This is a genomic window from Phenylobacterium montanum (genome assembly GCF_018135625.1).
Lineage (GTDB): Bacteria > Pseudomonadota > Alphaproteobacteria > Caulobacterales > Caulobacteraceae > Poindextera > Poindextera montana.
In genome coordinates this window covers 3,409,439-3,426,335 of the sequence record NZ_CP073078.1, presented here as the reverse complement: position 1 = coordinate 3,426,335, position 16,897 = coordinate 3,409,439, and the positions used below count along the sequence as shown (strand labels likewise).

Genomic DNA, 16,897 nt, shown 5'->3' with positions numbered 1-16,897 from the left:
AGCGCCAGAGCGTGACGCGAACCCGTGGTCCGGCCGTGGTGGTCATCGCCTATGACCGCACCGACACCCTGGCGCGGCTGCTGGAGTCGCTGTCCCGCGCCCGCTATCCGGCGGACGTCGAGGTTCCGCTGGTGATCAGCATCGACCACGCGCCGCATGCCGACACCGCGCGCCTGGCCGAGCAGTTCGACTGGCCGCACGGGGAGAAGCGGATCATCGCGCACACGGCCAATCTGGGCCTGAGAGAGCACGTCCTGTCCTGCGGCGACCTGGCGCTGGAATACGGCGCGGTGGCGGTCTTCGAGGACGACCTTCTGGCCGCGCCCTATTTCTATGACTGGGTGCGCCGTTCCGCCGAGTTCTACGCCGACGAACCGCAGGTCGGCGGGATCGGGCTCTACAGCTACAAGCTCAACGAATTCAACAATCTGAACTTCGTGCCGTTGAGCGACGGCTCGGACGTGCACTTCCTGCAGGTGGCCGCCTCCTGGGGCCAGGCCTGGACCGCCGGCCAGTGGCGCGCCTTCCGCGCCTGGTATGACGAGCACAAGTCCGATCCGATCTCGCAGGCCGCGGACGCCGTGCCGGAACAGCTCGAGGCCTGGAAGGAAAGCAGCTGGAAGAAGTACTACATCAAGTACCTGGCGGTGACCGATCGCTTCTTCGTCTATCCGAACGTCGCCCTGTCGACCAACACCGCCAAGCCGGGCACCCACACCAAGCGGCCGGTCAACCTCTACCAGGTGCCCCTGGACATGGGGCCCCGCAACTGGAGCCTGAAGCGGCTGCAGGACAGCGCGACGCTCTACGACGTGTTCTATGAACTGCGGCCCGAAGCCCTCCGACGGCTCTGCCCCTGGCTGGAAGGGATCGAGTTCGATGTCGACCTGATGGGACTGAAGCCCAGTTCGGCCTTGACCCGCCCTCACCTCGTCTCGACCCGGGAATGCAACCGGCCGCAGAAGCAGTGGGCGATGGAGATGATCCCGATCGAGGCCAATATCGCCTTCGGCGTCGACGGCGACTTCGTCAGCCTGGGACCGAAGGACGCCTTCGCGCCGATGAGCGAGAGCCGCCGGCTGGCGGTGATCCGGCACCTCAACCTGTTCGCCTACTGGAACAAGTACTTCTTCCAGCTGTTCAAGCCGATCCAGACCCGGCTGCAGATCGTCCGCCAGGGCCTGAAGAAGAAGGCTTGAGGCCCGGCTAAGCGACCGCCTCGGCCAGTTTCCCGCTTCCCATCGGCCGCATGCCGAGATCGGCCAGCAGCCTGGCGTCCGTGTCCTGGTCGGGGTTGCTGGTGGTGAGCAGCTTGCCGCCGATGAAGATCGAATTGGCGCCGGCCAGGAAACACAGGGCCTGCAGTTCGCGGCTCATGTGCTCGCGGCCGGCCGACAGGCGCACCACCGCCTTGGGGCAGACGATGCGGGCCACCGCCACGGTGCGCACGAACTCCAGCCCGTCGACCGGCTCGCTGCCGCCGAGGGGCGTGCCCTTGATCGGCATCAGGTCGTTGATCGGCAGGCTGTCGGGATGCTCGGGCAAGGTCGCCAAGGCGTGCAGCAGGCCCGCGCGGTCGGCCCTCGTCTCGCCCATGCCGACGATGCCGCCGCAACAGACCGAGATGTCCGCGGCGCGCACCGCCGCCAGGGTGTCCAGTCGGTCCTGGTAGGTGCGGGTGGTGACCACGGACGGGTAGTAGTCCGGCGAGGTGTCGAGGTTGTGATTGTAGTAGTCGAGGCCGGCCGACTTCAACGCCGCGGCCTGTTCGGGCTTCAACATGCCCAGGGTGGCGCAGGTCTCGAGGCCCAGGGCCTTCACCCCGGAGATCATCGCCGCGACCTTGGGCAGGTCGCGATCCTTCAGGTCCCGCCAGGCCGCGCCCATGCAGAAGCGCTGGGCGCCGCCGGCCTTGGCCTGCTCGGCGGCGGCCACCACCGCCCGGACCTCCATCAGCTTGGAGGCGGGGACCCCGGTCTCGAAATGCTGCGACTGGCTGCAATAGCCGCAGTTCTCGGCGCAGCCGCCCGTCTTGACCGACAGAAGCTGGGACATCTGCAGCTCGGCCGGATCGAACCACCGGCGATGAACCACGGCCGCGCGGAACACCAGTTCGGTGAAGGGAATTTCGAACAGGGCCTCGATTTCGGAGCGGGTCCAGTCGTGGCGCGGCAGGGCGGAATCGGTCTGGATCATCGGGGCCTCGAAAGCGGCTGACAGGGGCGGGGCTTGCCATCGGCGAAATAAAAACGCCATGGTGTTGATCTGGGTCACACGGGGGTTACACGGCAGGGCTAGTGTCGAGCAAGCCGGCTGCCCCAAGGGAATGGGCTTTGGAAACTGAGCTCAAGTTCGTCGTCGACGCCCAGGGCGCAGAGCGCCTGCGCGCGGATCTTAAGCTGCCCGGAGACGGAGAGCGGCTGAGGAGCGTCTATTTCGACACCCCAGACATGGACCTGAAGGCCGACGGCTTTGTGCTGCGCGTGCGCGAAGCGGGCGACCAGCGCATCCAGGGGGTCAAGCAGAGCATCAAGGGCGGCGCCTTCACCCGCCACGAGTGGGAAAAGCCGATCGAGGGGGAGGGGCTCGATTTCGACGCCCTGGACGAGACCCCGCTGGGGGAACGGCTGGGCAAGAAGCGGCGCGAGGCCCTGGCGCCGACCTTCGAGGTCGACGTGCGCCGGGCCAAGCGCACCCTGGAATTCCAAGGCGCTGAGATCGAGGTGGCCCTGGACGAGGGCGAAGTGCGCACGGTCGGCCGGCGCGAAGCGATCCGCGAATTGGAGCTGGAGCTGATCTCCGGATCGCCCGCGGCCCTGTTCGCCCTGGCCCGCACCCTGGTCTCCAGCGCCGCCACGCTATCTTTCCGCACCAAATCCTCGCGCGGTTTCGCCCTGGCGCGGGACAAGGAAACCTGCGCGGCGGCGCTTGCCGGGCCGGCCCTGAAGCCCGGCCAGACCGCCCAGCAGGGCTTCCACGACATCGCCGCTGCGTGCCTCGCCCAGATCGCCGCCAACGCCGAGGTGCTGCGCGAGCGCCGCGATGGCGAGGCGGTGCACCAGCTTCGGGTCGGCGCCCGGCGCCTGCGCAGCGCCATCCTGCTATTCCGCCCGATGCTCGGGCGTGCGGCCAGCGACGGCCCAGTGGCGGCCGAGCTGCGTTGGCTCGCCGGCGAGTGCGACGCCGCGCGCAACCTCGATGTCTTCGCCGAGGGCGCCTTCGCGCCGGTGGTCAAGCAGGCCGACGATCCCGAGATGCTGGCCGGTTTCGCCCTGGCCCTGGAGCGGCGGCGCACTCAGGCCCACGACCGGGCGCGCCGGGCCGTGCTGGGCGACCGCTTCCGCGCCCTGCTGCTCGAGGCCGCCGCCTGGATCGAGGCCGGAGACTGGACCACCGACGCGGCCCTGGCCGAGGCCCGCGAGGAGCGGCTGGGCGACTTCGCCGCCGACGCGCTGAACAAGGCCCTGCATCGGGTGATCAAGCGCGCCAGGGCGCTGAAGGGCGAGGACGACCTGGCCCGCCACCGTCTTCGTGTGAGCGACAAGGTGCTGCGCTACGGGATCGCCAATTTCGCGACGGTGTTCGAGGAGGCGAAGCCGCGCGAGGTCAGGGCGCTCAACGAAGCCGCTGCTGCGGCCCAGGACGCGTTGGGGGCCCTGACGGACATTGTCGCCGCCCGCAGCATCTGCGCCGACCTGGCCCAAACGGAGGCGGCGCTGGACCCCGATATCGTCTACGCCGCCGGCTACGTCGCCGGCCACGTCAGCGCCGGCGAGCCGGCCAAGCTGAAACGCGCGAAGAAGGCGGTGCGCCGCCTGGAGAAGGCCGAGCCGTTCTGGTGATTTTCCCTTCCCCCTTGCGGGGGAGGGACGACGGTCACTTACAGATATAAAGATATCTTTATATCATTCTTGCTAAGCCCCGCCCTCGCCCGCTATAGAGCGGGTCAAATCCATTCTTGCGGAGCTGCGCGCGTGGCCGACTACATCGTGAAAGATCTCTCCCTGGCCGACTGGGGCCGCAAGGAGATCGAGATCGCCGAAACCGAAATGCCGGGCCTGATGGCCGTCCGCGCCGAATTCGGCAAGGACCAGCCGCTGAAGGGCGCCCGCATCGCCGGCTCGCTGCACATGACCATCCAGACGGCGGTCCTGATCGAGACCCTGCAAGCCCTGGGCGCCGACGTGCGCTGGGCCTCGTGCAACATCTTCTCGACCCAGGACCACGCCGCGGCCGCCATCGCCGCCAAGGGCACCCCGGTGTTCGCCTTCAAGGGCGAGAACCTGGTCGAGTACTGGGACTACGCCCACAAGATCTTCGAGTGGGCCGACGGCGGCTATCCGAACCTGATCCTGGACGACGGCGGCGACGCCACCCTGCTCTGCGTTCTGGGCCCCAAGGCCGAGAAGGATCCCTCGATCCTGAACGATCCCAAGAACGAGGAAGAAGAAGCCCTCTACGCGGTGATGAAGCGGTACCTGAAGGAGAAGCCCGGCTTCTATTCGGCGATCCGCGCCGCCATCGGCGGGGTTTCGGAAGAAACCACCACGGGCGTACATCGCCTCTACCAGATGGCCGAGCGCGGCGAGCTGCCGTTCCCGGCGATCAACGTCAACGACAGCGTGACCAAGTCCAAGTTCGACAACCTCTATGGCTGCCGCGAGAGCCTGGTGGACGCCATCCGCCGCGGCACCGACGTGATGCTGGCCGGCAAGGTGGCGGTGGTCTGCGGCTACGGCGACGTGGGCAAGGGTTCGGCCGCCTCGCTGCGCCAGGGCGGCGCCCGGGTGATCGTCACCGAGGTTGACCCGATCTGCGCCCTGCAGGCGGCGATGGAGGGCTATGAGGTCCTGACCATCGAGGACACCCTGAAGACCGCCGACATCTACGTCACCGCGACCGGCAACAAGGACGTCATCACCGTCGATCACATGCGCGGGATGAAGAACAACGCCATCGTCTGCAACATCGGCCACTTCGACTCGGAAATTCAGATCGCCGGCCTGCGCAACTTCAAGTGGGACGAGATCAAGCCGCAGGTGCACCACGTCGAGTTCCCGGACGGCAAGAAGATCATCGTGCTGTCGGAAGGCCGCCTGGTGAACCTGGGCAACGCCACCGGCCACCCGAGCTTCGTGATGAGCGCCAGCTTCACCAACCAGACCCTGGCCCAGATCGAGCTTTGGACCAACGCCAAGTCCTACGCCAAGCAGGTCTACACCCTGCCCAAGCACCTGGATGAAAAGGTCGCGATGCTGCACCTGGGCAAGCTTGGCGCCAAGCTGACCCAGCTGTCGACCGAGCAGGCCGCCTATATCAACGTGCCGCAAGCCGGGCCGTTTAAGCCGGACCACTACCGGTATTGATCTTGGCGGCCAGGCCGGCCAACGCCGGCCGGCCTGGCTCGCTCAGGGTTTCTGTCTAGGCCTCGACCAGAAGCCTCACCACGCTATCCAGAACCGCGCGGCCCCGCCGCGTCAGGGCCAGCCGATCCGAGGCCGGCGCCAGCAGGCCCTCGCCCGCCAACTCGCGGACGGCTGGCGTTTCGGCATCGAGGCCCAGGGCGGCGATCTCCGGCCAGGCGACGCCGGCGTCGATGCGAAGCCCCATCAGCAGCCGCTCGATCGCAGCCTCCCGCGGCGAAAGCGTCTCGCGCTCGGCGAACCCCACGCCAGTCGTCCTTACTTTGGCGATGTAGTCACCGACCCGCCGCTCCGCCTCAGTCGCGAGACGATCGCCCTCCGCGGTCAGGCGCCCGTGCGCGCCGGGGCCTGCGCCCACATAGTCGAGCCCGGTCCAGTAGGCGAGGTTGTGGCGCGACCGGGCGGCCGGCCCCCGGGCGTGGTTGGAGACCTCGTAGGCCTCGAACCCGGCGCCCTCCAGCACCGCCTGGGTGGTTTCGTAGAGGCTGGCGGCGAGGTCGTGGCCCGGCGGGACGATACGCCCGCGCCCCACCGCCCGGTCGAAGGCGGTGCCGGGCTCTATGGTCAGCTGGTAGGGGGAGACGTGCTCGGGCCCCAGGTCCAGGGCCGCGCGCAGTTCATCGGCCCAGGCGTCCGCGGCCTGGCCGGGTCGGGCGTAAATCAGGTCCAGCGACAGGCGCGGAAAGGCCCGCGCCGCCAGGGCCGCCGCCCGGCGAGCCTCGGCGGCGTCGTGGTTGCGGCCCAGGAAGCGCAGGGCGTCGTCGTCCAGCGACTGCAGGCCGAGCGACAGCCGGTTCACCCCCGCCGCGGCGAAGGCTGCGAAGCGCTCAGCCTCGGCGTCCGTGGGATTGGCCTCCATCGAGACCTCGAGGTCCTCCGCCGGCGCCCAGAGCCGCTTGGCCGCATCCAGGATCGCCGCCGCCCAGGCAGGGTGCATCAACGAAGGCGTGCCGCCGCCGAAGAAGACCGAGATCAACCGCCGCGGGCCGGTCAGCGCCGCCTGGCCGGCGAGGTCGGCGACGATCGCCTCGGCCAGGGCCGCCTGCTCGGCCTGGCCGCGGTCGCGCAGCACGTTGAAATCGCAATAGGGGCAGACCTTGGCGCAATAGGGCCAATGAACATAGACCGCGAGCGGCGCCGGCTCAGTCAAATAGCGCCGCCTTCAGCTTCTCGAAAGCGCGGGTGCGGTGGCTGAGGGCGTCCTTGGCGGCGTGGGTCATCTCGCCGAAGGTCTGCCGGTAGCCGATCGGGGTGAAGATCGGGTCGTAGCCGAACCCGTTCTCGCCCCGTGGCGGAAAGCTGATGTGGCCGTCGACCCGCCCCTCCACCACCACCGCTGGCCCGCCCGGCCAGGCGACGGCCAGGGCGCTGGTGAACCAGGCGAAGCTGTCGTCGCCGTCGATTTCCGCCAGCCGCTGCTCGACCTTGGCCATGGCGACGGAGAAATCCTTGTCCGGCCCGGCCCAGCGCGCCGAATAGATGCCGGGGGCCCCACCGAGCGCCCGCACCGACAGGCCTGAATCGTCGGCCAGGGCGATCAGGCCGCTGGCTTCGGCCGCGGCGCGGGCCTTGAGCAGCGCATTGCCGGTGAAGGTGGTTTCGGTCTCGTCCGGCTCGGCCAGGCCCAGCTCGCCCGCCGCCACGATCTCGAACAGCCCGTCCATCAGCGCCGCCAGCTCGCGCGCCTTGCCCGGATTGTGGGTCGCGGCCACCAGGCGCGCGCCCGGCTCGAGCATCAGGGCCATTCTCGTCGCTCCACTTGAAACCTTGGGTCCGGCCGCCGTTGTTCCGCGTCCCGCCTGGTCTGGCAAGGGGAGGGGTTCCGATCCCTTCAGCCTCAGCTCGCGTTCGTCGCCAGGGGCGCAGGGCCGGCCAGAGCCGCTTCCAGCGCGGCCACCAGGCGAGGGATCTCGATCGGCTTGGGCACGAAGTCGTCCATGCCTGCGGCCAGGTATTCGCTTACCTGATGGGTCATGGCGTTGGCGGTGAGGGCCACGATCGGCGTTCTGCGGCGGCCCTGCGCACGCTCGCGCTCGCGGATGAACCGCGTGGCGGTAGGGCCGTCCATGCGCGGCATCTGCACATCCATCAGGATGATGTCCCAGTCACCCGATTCCCAGGCCGCCACGGCGTCGACGCCATCGCCCACCATCACCACCTCGACCCCGAGCTGCGAGAGCAGGGTTTTCAGGACCAGCTGATTGACGGGATTGTCCTCGGCGGCGAGCAGCCGCAAGTCGGCCTGGCCGGCCTGCTCCGATCGGGCTTGCGCGGGCGCGGCCGATGCGGCGCCGTCCTTGCGGCGTTCAAGGCGGCGGAGCGGCAGAACGACCTCGAAGGTCGAGCCCCGCCCCTCGACGCTTCTGGCCTCGATCCGGCCGCCCATCAGTTCGGCGAGTTCGCGGCAGATGGCCAGGCCCAGGCCCGTCCCGCCGAACCTGCGGGTGGTCGAGGCGTCCGCCTGGGCGAACTTTTCGAACAGCGCCGCCTGCTGCGCAGGCGTCATTCCGATGCCGGTGTCGGCGACGGTCAGGGCGAGCGCGCCGCCGCGGCGGCCGACGGTCACCGTGACGCCGCCCGCCTCGGTGAACTTCAGGGCGTTCGAGATCAGATTGTTGAGCAGCTGGCGAACCCTGGTCGCATCGCCGAGATAGGGGCCGGCGGCGGCGCGGGTCACGGTCAGGTCGAAGGTGAGGCCCTTCTGGGCGGCCACCGCAGCGAAGGCGGCATGGGCGCTCGCTGCGACGGCGGCGATGTCGAACTCCGCCTCCTCCAGCTCCAGTCGGCCGGCCTCGATCTTGGAGAGGTCCAGCACGTCGTTCAGGACGCCGAGCAGGGTCTCCCCGGATTGGCGGATGACCTCCAGCCGATCGCGCTGTTCCGGCTCCATCGGCCCTGCAGCCATCGCCTGGGCCATGCCCAGCACGCCGTTGAGCGGCGTGCGGATCTCGTGGCTCATGGTGGCCAGGAACGCGCTCTTGGCGCGGTTGGCGGCTTCAGCCTCCTCCTTGGCCTGGATCAGGGCCAGCTCGGCCTGCTTGCGCGCCGTGATGTTCTGCATGGCGCCGATGATCCGGCGCGTGGAGCCGTCTTCGCCGCGGACCGCGTGCATGACCTCGGCGATCCAGAATTCTTCATTCTCGCCGCGCAGCACGCGATATTCGACCTCGTAGGGCGCTTCCCGGCTGTGAAAGCGGCGCGAGGCTTCCGCGACCAACGCCCGATCGCGCGGATCGACGAACTGGTCCGTCGTGCCGGAGAACACCGCTTCAGCCACGGCCTCGCTCTCGGCCTTGCTGGTGGCGAACAGCGCCTTGCCGGCGCTGACGATCGAGCGGCGCTTGAAGTCGACGTCGTAGACCTGGAGGTTGGCCATCTCCGTCGCCAGCTGCAGCCGCTGCTGAGTACGCTCCAGGCTGAGCATCGCCTGGACGGACTCGGTGATTTCGTGAGCGGCGCTGACGACGCCGGCGATCTCGCCGGTCTCGTCGCGCCACGGCGTCATCTCCAGGTCCATCCAGCGGCGCTTGCCGTCCCTGGACATCGCCCGAACCCGAGGCTCCTTGACGAATTCGCCCGAGAGGCAGCGCTCGAACTGGTCCTTGAAATAGGCGAAGGCGTCGGGGGCGAGGTCCTGCAAGCGGCGGCCGACGGCTTCGGCCTCGCTGACGCCCATGGTCTCCAGCCAGCGCGGCGTAGCCGTCAGCACCCGGAAATCACGGTCGGTCATCACCGACTCGATGGGTACGGTGGAGACGAAGGCGGACATCACCTTGCGGGCGGCCCGAAGCTCGCGATCGCGCAGGGCCGCAATCCCTGCGTCGCGGGCGCGGTCGCATTCGTCGGCGAGGCTATCGGCCAGATCCTGCAGGCGCAGAGCCAGCGCCTTGTCATAGGCGCGCGGCTCCGGGCCTCTCACGGTCAGGACGCCTATGGCCGATCCATCGGCCAGGCGTACGGGGGCCCCGGCCCAGAACCGCATGGCCGGCAAATCGCCGTGACCTGTCAGGCGAGAATCGGGCGGGATATCGGCGATCCAGATCGCCTTGCCTCGCTCGATCGCGGCCCGGACGCCGGTGGCCGGCGCCTCGGTTCCGACCAGGCTGCCGCCACAGCGCCAGACGCGCTCGCCGTCGACCAGGACAACGCTGGCTTCGGCCCCGGAAAACAGCGCCTCGGCGATCCGCCGGGCCCGATGGAACGCCGGCAGCGCCGGATCCATGCCGAACGGCGGATTGCCTGCCTCTTCAACCATGTCCGCCCTCCGCGTTTCGACGCTAGCCGTCGCGCGCTGAAATCAAGGTTAAGAGAAAGGGACGCGAACCTGTTTTGGCGACGGGTCCGATCGCCGCACGGCCCTGGACGCCGTGAACAAGCAACTCGGCGTCGTCCCCAACATGTTTCGCCTGATCGCCCAGAGCCCGGCCGCGTTGCAGGGTTTCGCCGCCAACAACGGCGCGCTCGGCAAGACGCTCGACGTAAAGACCCGTGAGCGGATAGCGCTCGCCGTCGCGCAGGTGAATGGCTGCGACTACTGCCTCTCCGCACACAGCTATCTCGGCCTCAACCTCGCCAAGATCAGCCCGGAGGAGATCGCCCTCAATCGCAAGGGGCGGTCCGGCGACCCGAAGGCGAACGCCGCCGTCCATTTCGCGGCCAAAGTGGTGCGCGAACGCGGCCATGTCAGCAACGCCGATGTCATGGCGGTCCGCGATGCCGGCTACAGCGATGCCCAGATCGTGGAAATTCTCGCGGTCACCGCCGAGAACATCTTCACCAATCTGCTCAACGTCGTCGCCGAAACTGACATCGACTTTCCGGTCGTGAAGGTCAGCGAAGCGGCCTGACCAGAGGGGGTTGGCGGCTTTCCGCCAACCCCACGCTCGGCCATGATAGGAGGGCGACGTGTCCTATGGATTTCTCGACATCGCGGTAACGCCGAGCGTCTGGGCGGTGCAGGCCAGCATGGGCGCCGACCGCATCTGGCAGGCTTTGAAAGGGCGCCGCGAATTCGATCGCTTCACCGAAAGCGAGATCGCCGAAACCGTGCGCCCGCTTCGCAACGGCCTCAACGACACAGGAGAGCCAAAATGAGCACCCAGCGGCCGCCGCTGCCCCCCTTCACACTGGAGACCGCAACCGAGAAGGTTCGCATGGCCGAGGACGGATGGAACAGCCGCGACCCCGAAAAGGTCGTGCTCGCCTATACCGTCGATAGCTTTTGGCGGAACCGGGCCGAGTTCGTGCGGGGACGCGAGGAGATCGTCGCCTTTCTCACCCGCAAATGGCGGCGTGAACTGGACTATCGCCTCGTCAAGGAACTGTGGGGGTTTCGTGAGAATCGGATGGCGGTGCGTTTCGCCTATGAGTGGCGCGACGACAGCGGCAATTGGTTTCGTTCCTACGGCAACGAGAATTGGGAGTTTGACGCGCACGGCCTCATGCGCCGCCGCTTCGCCTCCATCAATGACGCGCCCATCCATGAGAGTGAGCGCAGATATCATTGGCCGCTGGGCCGGCGCCCGGACGATCATCCATCGTTGAGCGATCTTGGATTCTGAACCCGTTCGGGTGGCCGGCCCCGGCCTCACTCCTTGGTCTTTCCCCGAAGTCTGGCCCGGGGTCGTGCGACCTTTCGGGCCTTGTGAGCTTGGCGAGTAGAGGGCCTGGGCGTCGGGCGGTCCGCAGGCGAGCGGGGACGCTCGGTGTTGCCGTGGGCCCTCGGCTACCGGCCAGTGACAACGGCTAATGCCCCACAGTAAGCTGGGAACGATCATACGGATTGACCACGGCCCTGACGGTTTGTCCGTGGCTCACAGAAATTGTCACCGACCCTGAATTTTCATTCCAGGGGTGTGGGGGTATTTTGTTGTCCTAGCGGCGGTACTCGTCTTGCCGGCAGGTGACGAAGCGGCGGCCGAACGAGCCGAGTTTATTCGGCCGTCAGAGGCCGCAACGGTGATAACGCTTCCTCGAAACGAAGGCATACAACTGGACAGCTTGCTTCCGGTTGGGGAGCGGCCGCCTTACCGCACAATATAAACTGCCAATCCCGCCACACCCAATGCCGTCTGAGCAAAAAAATAGATCCAAAATAAAAAAGGACTTTCGGATCGCTTCACAGACCTATAGGGAAAACTAATACTGCCCATTATCAGACTAAAAGCAGAATTTGCCAGCAAGAATATACTCGCCAATAGGATGATCACATCTGAGTTTGCGCTACCCCTTACCACAATCCGCCCCTTCTTTTTTATAGGATATTCGAGCTTACATAGCGTCGGCTTCCATTTCCGCCTTGGGTCGTTTTCGACCTCTGGGTCCCGCGCAGAAAGTTGCCGTTCGGCGCTATCCGATCGGCTGCGCTAGAACAACAAAATACCCCCACACCCCTGGAATGAAAATTCAGGGTCGGTGACAATTTCTGTGAGCCACGGATAAACCGTCAGGGCCGTAGTCAATCCGTATGATCCTTCCCAAAGCGCCGTCATTTTTGCATTGCGAAAATGTAATATTGATAATCGATATGTAATTTGATCGAAAAACGATGTGGGCGTATCGATTATCGCCATGGAGAGGGCGTCAACGCCCCCCAGACAACCAAGGCGAAATCGGAATGGTCCGGATCTTCGCTGCGGTGCACAAATCCGACGGAGAGACCCACATGACCACTTCCTTCCTCAAGACCCTGGAACGCGCCGCCAACATCGCCGCCGCCATCGGCCTGACCGCCGTCCTGTTCGCGGCCGCCCCCTCGATGACGCAAATGATCTCCGCCAGCCACCTGTTCGGCGCGTGATCGGCTTTGCAAGGCGCGGCCGGCGGGGCATGTTCGCCGACGGTCCGACACTCTAGTTCGCGGCCGTCGGCGGCCTTATGCCTCCGACCCACCCTGCAAGGATCCCCCGAATGCGCGCCCTGGGGCCGGGCTCAGTATCGAGCTTTCTGAAAATCATCCTCGACGTCGTCTATGTCGCCTTCTGGGTGGCGGCCATCGCCGGCGTCGTCGGGACCCTGGCCCTCTATGTCTTCGATTTCGATCCCAAGCTCCTGGGCAAGGCGATCAAGCTCAACCTCGACCCAAACGAGACCCCCGCCACCCTGACCATGGTGGCCACCGCCTTCACCGCCTATGTCATCGCGGTGCTGATCATCGTCGAGCGACTGCGCAAAATCTTCGCCACCCTGACCGCTGGCGATCCCTTCCATCCCGACAATGTAGGCCGCCTGAGGTGGATCGGCGTGATGCTGATCGCCCTTGAGCTCGGCCGCTACCCCCTGGCCGTGGCCAAGGTGCTGTTGATGCCCGACATGGACGGCGTCTCGTTCAGCCCCAATCCGACCGCCTGGTTCGCCGTCTTGGTGGTGTTCGTCCTGGCCGAGGTGTTCCGCGAGGGCGCGCGCCTGCGGCGCGAAGCCGAGCTGACCATCTGAGCCCGCGGGAGACGCCGAACCCATGCCGATCCGCGTGCGCCTGGACCGCATCCTGCTCGAACGCCGCATGTCCCTGACCGAGCTGGCCGACCGGGTCGGCGTGACCATCGCCAACCTGTCGATCCTGAAGACCGGCAAGGCGAGGGCGATCCGTTTCTCCACCCTGGAGGCCCTGTGCCGCGAACTGGACTGCCAGCCGGGGGAGCTGGTGGTGTTCGAGCCGGGGCCGCCTGGGGACTATGGCGAGGGGGAGGAGTGAAATTCCTTCCCCCTTGCGGGGAAGGGGCAGGGGATGGGGGTGAACCTCAGTTTCGGCCGACTTGGGCGCTGACTCCCCCCACCCCAACCCCTCCCCGCAAGGGGGGGGAGGGGTTTTGAGTTACCCCTACCCTACCGCCGCCTTCTGCAGCTCCACCAACTCCCCGATCCCCTTGCGCGCCAGGTCGAACAGGGTCTCGAACTCGGCCCGGGTGAAGCCACGCTTCTCCCCCGTGGCCTGGATCTCGACGATGTCGCCCGAGCCGGTCAGGACGAAGTTGGCGTCGGCTTCGGCGTTGCTGTCCTCCTCGTATTCCAGGTCCAGCACCGGAACCCCCTCGAACACGCCGCAGGAGATGGCGGCGACCTGGTCCAGGATCGGGTCCTTGGTGATCAGGCCCTCGTCCAGCATGTAGCGGGTGGCCAGTCTGAGGGCGACCCAGGCGCCGGTGATGGCGGCGGTGCGGGTGCCACCGTCGGCCTGCAGCACATCGCAGTCGATGGAAATCTGCCGCTCGCCCAGGGCCTTCAGGTCGACCACGGCGCGCATGGAGCGGCCGATCAGGCGCTGGATCTCCTGGGTGCGGCCAGACTGCTTGCCTTGTGCGGCCTCGCGCCGGCCGCGGGTGTGGGTGGCGCGCGGCAGCATGCCGTATTCGGCGGTGACCCAGCCCTGGCCCTTGCCGCGCAGGAACGGCGGCACGCCTTCGTCCAGGCTGGCGGTGACGAGCACCTTGGTGTGGCCGAAGGTGACCAGGCACGAGCCCTCGGCATAGCGGTTGACCTTGGTCTCCAGGGTCACGGGGCGCAGGACGTCGGCGAGGCGTTCGGACGGGCGCATGATGGCGAAGTCTCCTTGAGGCGGCGCGACCTTGCGCACGGCGGCGGCGCGCTTATCCTAGATCGAAGGCCCGGCGTCCATGCCCCGCCCTTCGCGAAAGGTCCTCGTCACGAGACGATGAACAGCCTGATCCACCCCACCGCCCGCTCGCCCAGCCTGGCCGAGCTCGATGAACGCGCCCGCGACATCTTCCGCCGGGTGGTCGAGGGGTATCTTGAGACGGGTGAGCCAATCGGCTCGCGCACCCTGTCCAAGGGGGGCGTGCATCTGTCGCCCGCCTCGATCCGCAACACCATGCAGGACCTGGCCGAGCTGGGTCTTTTGGATTCGCCGCACGTCAGCGCCGGGCGGGTGCCGACCCATGCGGGCTTGCGCCTGTTCGTCGACGGACTGATGGAGATCGGCGACCTGGGCGAGGCCGAGCGGCGCGACATAGACGCGCGGCTGTTCGCCCGCGGCCGAGGCTTCGCCGAGGTGATGGACGAGGCCAGCGCGCTCCTGTCGGGCCTCGCCGGCGGGGCCGGGATCGTGGTCACCCCGGTGCGCGAGGCCGGGGTCAAGCATGTGGAGTTCGTCAGCCTGGGCCCCGAGCAGGCCCTGGCGATCATGGTGTTCGAAGATGGTCAGGTGGAGAACCGCCTGATGCGCCCGCCGGCCGGCCTGACCCCCGCCGCCCTGCAGGAGGCTTCGAACTTCCTCAACAGCCGGCTTTCCGGGCGCACCCTGGCCGAGGCCAAGGGCGAGATGGACCAGGAGCTGGCCCTCGCCCGGCGCGAACTGGACGCCGCCGCCGCCCGCCTTGTGGAGGATGGCCTGGCCGCCTGGAGCGGGGGCGAGGACCTGGACCGCAGCCTGATCGTCCGCGGCCGCGCCAACCTTCTGGGCGACGCCCGCGCCGCCGAGGACCTGGAGCGGGTGCGCCGCCTGTTCGACGACCTGGAGCACAAGCAGCAGCTGATCGGCCTTTTGGACCACGTCCGGGACGCGCAGGGCGTGCGTATTTTCATCGGCGCCGAAACGCGCCTGTTTTCACTTTCGGGTTCCGCCGTGATCGCGGCGCCCTATATGACGGGCCGACAGAAGGTGCTGGGCGCGATCGGCGTGATCGGGCCGGCCCGTCTGAACTATGCCCGGGTGATCCCGTTGGTCGACTATACGGCGCGGGTGCTCGGGCGATTGTTGGACGCCTGAAGGAAGTAGAGAGAGCCATGACCGACGACGCCGCCCCGGCCGCCGATCAAGACGAAACCAAGACCGCCGGCCAGGATCCCGCCCCGCAGACCGCGGAAGAGGTCGAAGCCGCCCTGCGCGCCGAGATCGCCCAGCTGAAGGACCAGATGCTGCGCATCGCCGCTGAAGGTGAGAACGTGCGCCGCCGGGCCGAGAAAGAGGCCAACGACGCGCGCGCCTACGCCATCCAGAAGTTCGCCAGAGACCTGCTGGGCGTGGCCGACAACCTGGCCCGCGCCATGCAGCACGCGCCGCGCGACGCCGAGGATCCCCTGGTCAAGAACCTGGCCATCGGCCTGGAGATGACTGAGAAGGAGCTTCTGGCCGCCTTCGAACGCAATGGGCTCAAGCGCGTCGACCCGGCCAAGGGCGCCAAGTTCGACCCGCACCAGCACCAGGCGGTGATGGAACAGCCCTCCAGCGAAGTCGCCGGCGGCGGCGTGGTCCAGGTGATGCAGGTCGGCTACGAGCTGTTCGGCCGCATCGTGCGCCCGGCCATGGTTGTGGTCGCCGCCAAGGGCTCCGGCCCGGCCGAGCCCGCGCCCAATGTCGAAGCCGCGGTCAACAACCCCTACGCCCATCCCGAGGCCGGCGAGGACGGCGCGGGGGCGGCCGTGGACAGGAAGGCCTAGGGTCGGCCAGGCTCAGTCGATCGACACCACCAGCTTGCCCTCCGCGGTGCGGCGGCCGATCGCGTCGTAGGCCTCGGCCACGCTCTCCAGGGTGAAGCGCCGGGGATCGAGCCTCGGCGTCAGCCGGCCTTCATCGGCGAGCCTCGCCGCCCGGCGCAAGATATCGCCTTGCCGCGCGCGGCCTTCGCCGGTGAGCAGGGGGTCGAGCGTGAACACGCCGGAATAGCTGGCGCTCTTGAAGGAGAGGGGGGCCAGCGCGTGCGTCCCCCAGCCCAGGCTGCTGACCACGTGCCCGCGGGCCTTGACCGCCCGGAAGGCGGCGTCCAGGCCGGCGCCGCCGACCGTGTCGTAGACGACGTCGAAGCCGCGCCCGCCGCCATGTTCGGCGACATAGGCCTGCACGTCGGTGTCTGCATTGATCGGCGTTGCGCCAAGTCCTCGCAGAACCTCGCCCCGAGCGGCCCGGTCGACGCCGTAGACTTCGGCGCCCAGGCTGCGGGCGATCTGCACGGCCACATGGCCGACACCGCCCGCCGCGCCGATCACCAGGACGCTCTGTCCGGGCTGGACCCTGGCGCGCTCGACCAGGCCCTCCCAGGCGGTGACAGTGACCAGCGGCAAGGCCGCCGCCTGGAGCATGGACAAACTCGCGGGCTTCCTGGCCAGCAGGTCTGCGTCTACCGCAGCGAATTCGGCCAGGGTTCCTTGCAGGCCGCCGACGCCGCCCACCATGCCGTAGACCTCGTCGCCCACCTTGAGTCCTGTCACGCCCGGTCCGACGTCTTCGACCACACCGGCCAGATCCAGGCCCAGGACCGCCGGCAGGGGCTGGCGCGCATGGGCCGCTGCGCCGGCGCGGATCTTGAGGTCGAGCGGGTTGATCCCGCTCGCCTGGATGCGCACCAGCGCCTGGCCATGGCCGGGAACCGGGCGCGCGACCGTGGCGCTGCGGAAAGGCGCGTCGGGCGCATCGACAAACAGCGCTCGCATCGAAGCTTGGGCGGTCATAGGGGGCTCCTGTTATCTGCGGCCTCCAGATGCGCCCCACCCGATCGCATGGCGATGAAATAGATCGCACA

The 16,897-nt window shown here is 67.7% G+C and carries 17 protein-coding genes; 11 read left to right on the top strand and 6 right to left on the bottom strand.

The genetic code is table 11. The features are described from left to right. Window positions 1–11 precede the first annotated feature (11 nt). Window positions 12–1,199, top strand: a complete 1,188-nt coding sequence (locus tag KCG34_RS15410; RefSeq protein WP_211936528.1) for a glycosyltransferase family A protein — start codon at window positions 12–14, stop codon at window positions 1,197–1,199. Between the two features lie 7 nt (window positions 1,200–1,206). On the opposite strand, the gene bioB is transcribed toward KCG34_RS15410, so the two are convergent. After that, the gene (bioB, locus tag KCG34_RS15405) at window positions 1,207–2,193 is read right to left on the bottom strand and encodes a biotin synthase BioB (protein ID WP_249138348.1); all 987 of its coding nucleotides are present in this window, start codon (window positions 2,191–2,193) and stop codon (window positions 1,207–1,209) included. A gap of 140 nt (window positions 2,194–2,333) precedes the next feature. On the opposite strand from bioB, the gene KCG34_RS15400 reads away from it, so the two are divergent. Next, the gene (locus tag KCG34_RS15400; RefSeq protein WP_211936526.1) at window positions 2,334–3,842 is read left to right on the top strand and encodes a CYTH and CHAD domain-containing protein; all 1,509 of its coding nucleotides are present in this window, start codon (window positions 2,334–2,336) and stop codon (window positions 3,840–3,842) included. Between the two features lie 132 nt (window positions 3,843–3,974). Next, complete coding sequence (gene ahcY / locus KCG34_RS15395; protein ID WP_211936525.1) at window positions 3,975–5,366, top strand: adenosylhomocysteinase; 1,392 nt, start codon at window positions 3,975–3,977, stop codon at window positions 5,364–5,366. 55 nt (window positions 5,367–5,421) lie between these two features. Here the strand turns inward: ahcY and hemW are convergent, their stop codons facing one another. The 3 genes from hemW to KCG34_RS15380 form a co-directional block, all read right to left on the bottom strand. Beyond that, window positions 5,422–6,573, bottom strand: coding sequence for a radical SAM family heme chaperone HemW (hemW, locus tag KCG34_RS15390; RefSeq protein WP_211936524.1), 1,152 nt, complete (start codon window positions 6,571–6,573; stop codon window positions 5,422–5,424). After that, complete coding sequence (gene rdgB / locus KCG34_RS15385) at window positions 6,566–7,168, bottom strand: RdgB/HAM1 family non-canonical purine NTP pyrophosphatase (RefSeq protein WP_211936523.1); 603 nt, start codon at window positions 7,166–7,168, stop codon at window positions 6,566–6,568. The genes hemW and rdgB overlap by 8 nt, the downstream gene beginning before the upstream one ends. Window positions 7,169–7,260: 92 nt before the next feature. Beyond that, window positions 7,261–9,678 carry a GAF domain-containing hybrid sensor histidine kinase/response regulator gene (locus KCG34_RS15380; protein ID WP_211936522.1) on the bottom strand — a complete coding sequence of 806 codons (2,418 nt, stop codon included), beginning with the start codon at window positions 9,676–9,678 and terminating at the stop codon, window positions 7,261–7,263. Between the two features lie 112 nt (window positions 9,679–9,790). Here KCG34_RS15380 and KCG34_RS15375 point away from each other — a divergent pair, with 112 nt between their 5' ends. The 6 genes from KCG34_RS15375 to KCG34_RS15350 all read left to right on the top strand — a co-directional run bounded on the left by KCG34_RS15375 (window position 9,791) and on the right by KCG34_RS15350 (window position 13,116). After that, window positions 9,791–10,270: a carboxymuconolactone decarboxylase family protein gene (locus KCG34_RS15375; protein ID WP_249138039.1), complete on the top strand. Its 480-nt coding sequence runs from the start codon at window positions 9,791–9,793 to the stop codon at window positions 10,268–10,270. Window positions 10,271–10,328: 58 nt separating this feature from the next. After that, the gene (locus KCG34_RS15370) at window positions 10,329–10,517 is read left to right on the top strand and encodes a hypothetical protein (RefSeq protein ID WP_211936521.1); all 189 of its coding nucleotides are present in this window, start codon (window positions 10,329–10,331) and stop codon (window positions 10,515–10,517) included. Next, window positions 10,514–10,984, top strand: a complete 471-nt coding sequence (locus KCG34_RS15365; protein ID WP_211936520.1) for a nuclear transport factor 2 family protein — start codon at window positions 10,514–10,516, stop codon at window positions 10,982–10,984. Before KCG34_RS15370 ends, KCG34_RS15365 begins: the two co-directional genes overlap by 4 nt. Window positions 10,985–12,039: 1,055 nt before the next feature. Next, window positions 12,040–12,222 (top strand): hypothetical protein, encoded by a 183-nt coding sequence (locus tag KCG34_RS15360; protein WP_211936519.1) that lies wholly within the window; start codon window positions 12,040–12,042, stop codon window positions 12,220–12,222. Between the two features lie 110 nt (window positions 12,223–12,332). Beyond that, the gene (locus KCG34_RS15355; protein ID WP_211936518.1) at window positions 12,333–12,857 is read left to right on the top strand and encodes a DUF2975 domain-containing protein; all 525 of its coding nucleotides are present in this window, start codon (window positions 12,333–12,335) and stop codon (window positions 12,855–12,857) included. Window positions 12,858–12,879: 22 nt separating this feature from the next. Then, on the top strand, window positions 12,880–13,116 hold the full coding sequence (locus tag KCG34_RS15350) for a helix-turn-helix domain-containing protein (protein WP_211936517.1): 237 nt from the start codon (window positions 12,880–12,882) through the stop codon (window positions 13,114–13,116). A gap of 126 nt (window positions 13,117–13,242) precedes the next feature. Here the strand turns inward: KCG34_RS15350 and rph are convergent, their stop codons facing one another. Next, on the bottom strand, window positions 13,243–13,956 hold the full coding sequence (gene rph, locus KCG34_RS15345) for a ribonuclease PH (RefSeq protein ID WP_211936516.1): 714 nt from the start codon (window positions 13,954–13,956) through the stop codon (window positions 13,243–13,245). A 117-nt stretch (window positions 13,957–14,073) separates the two neighbouring features. Between rph and hrcA the strand changes: the two genes are divergently transcribed. Together hrcA and grpE are read left to right on the top strand one after the other, a co-directional pair. Beyond that, a complete protein-coding gene (hrcA, locus tag KCG34_RS15340) occupies window positions 14,074–15,147 on the top strand; it encodes a heat-inducible transcriptional repressor HrcA (protein WP_211936515.1) in 1,074 nt (357 codons plus the stop codon). 17 nt (window positions 15,148–15,164) lie between these two features. After that, window positions 15,165–15,818 (top strand): nucleotide exchange factor GrpE, encoded by a 654-nt coding sequence (gene grpE / locus KCG34_RS15335; RefSeq protein ID WP_211936514.1) that lies wholly within the window; start codon window positions 15,165–15,167, stop codon window positions 15,816–15,818. A 12-nt stretch (window positions 15,819–15,830) separates the two neighbouring features. On the opposite strand, the gene KCG34_RS15330 is transcribed toward grpE, so the two are convergent. Then, window positions 15,831–16,826: a zinc-dependent alcohol dehydrogenase family protein gene (locus KCG34_RS15330; RefSeq protein ID WP_211936513.1), complete on the bottom strand. Its 996-nt coding sequence runs from the start codon at window positions 16,824–16,826 to the stop codon at window positions 15,831–15,833. Window positions 16,827–16,897: the final 71 nt, after the last annotated feature.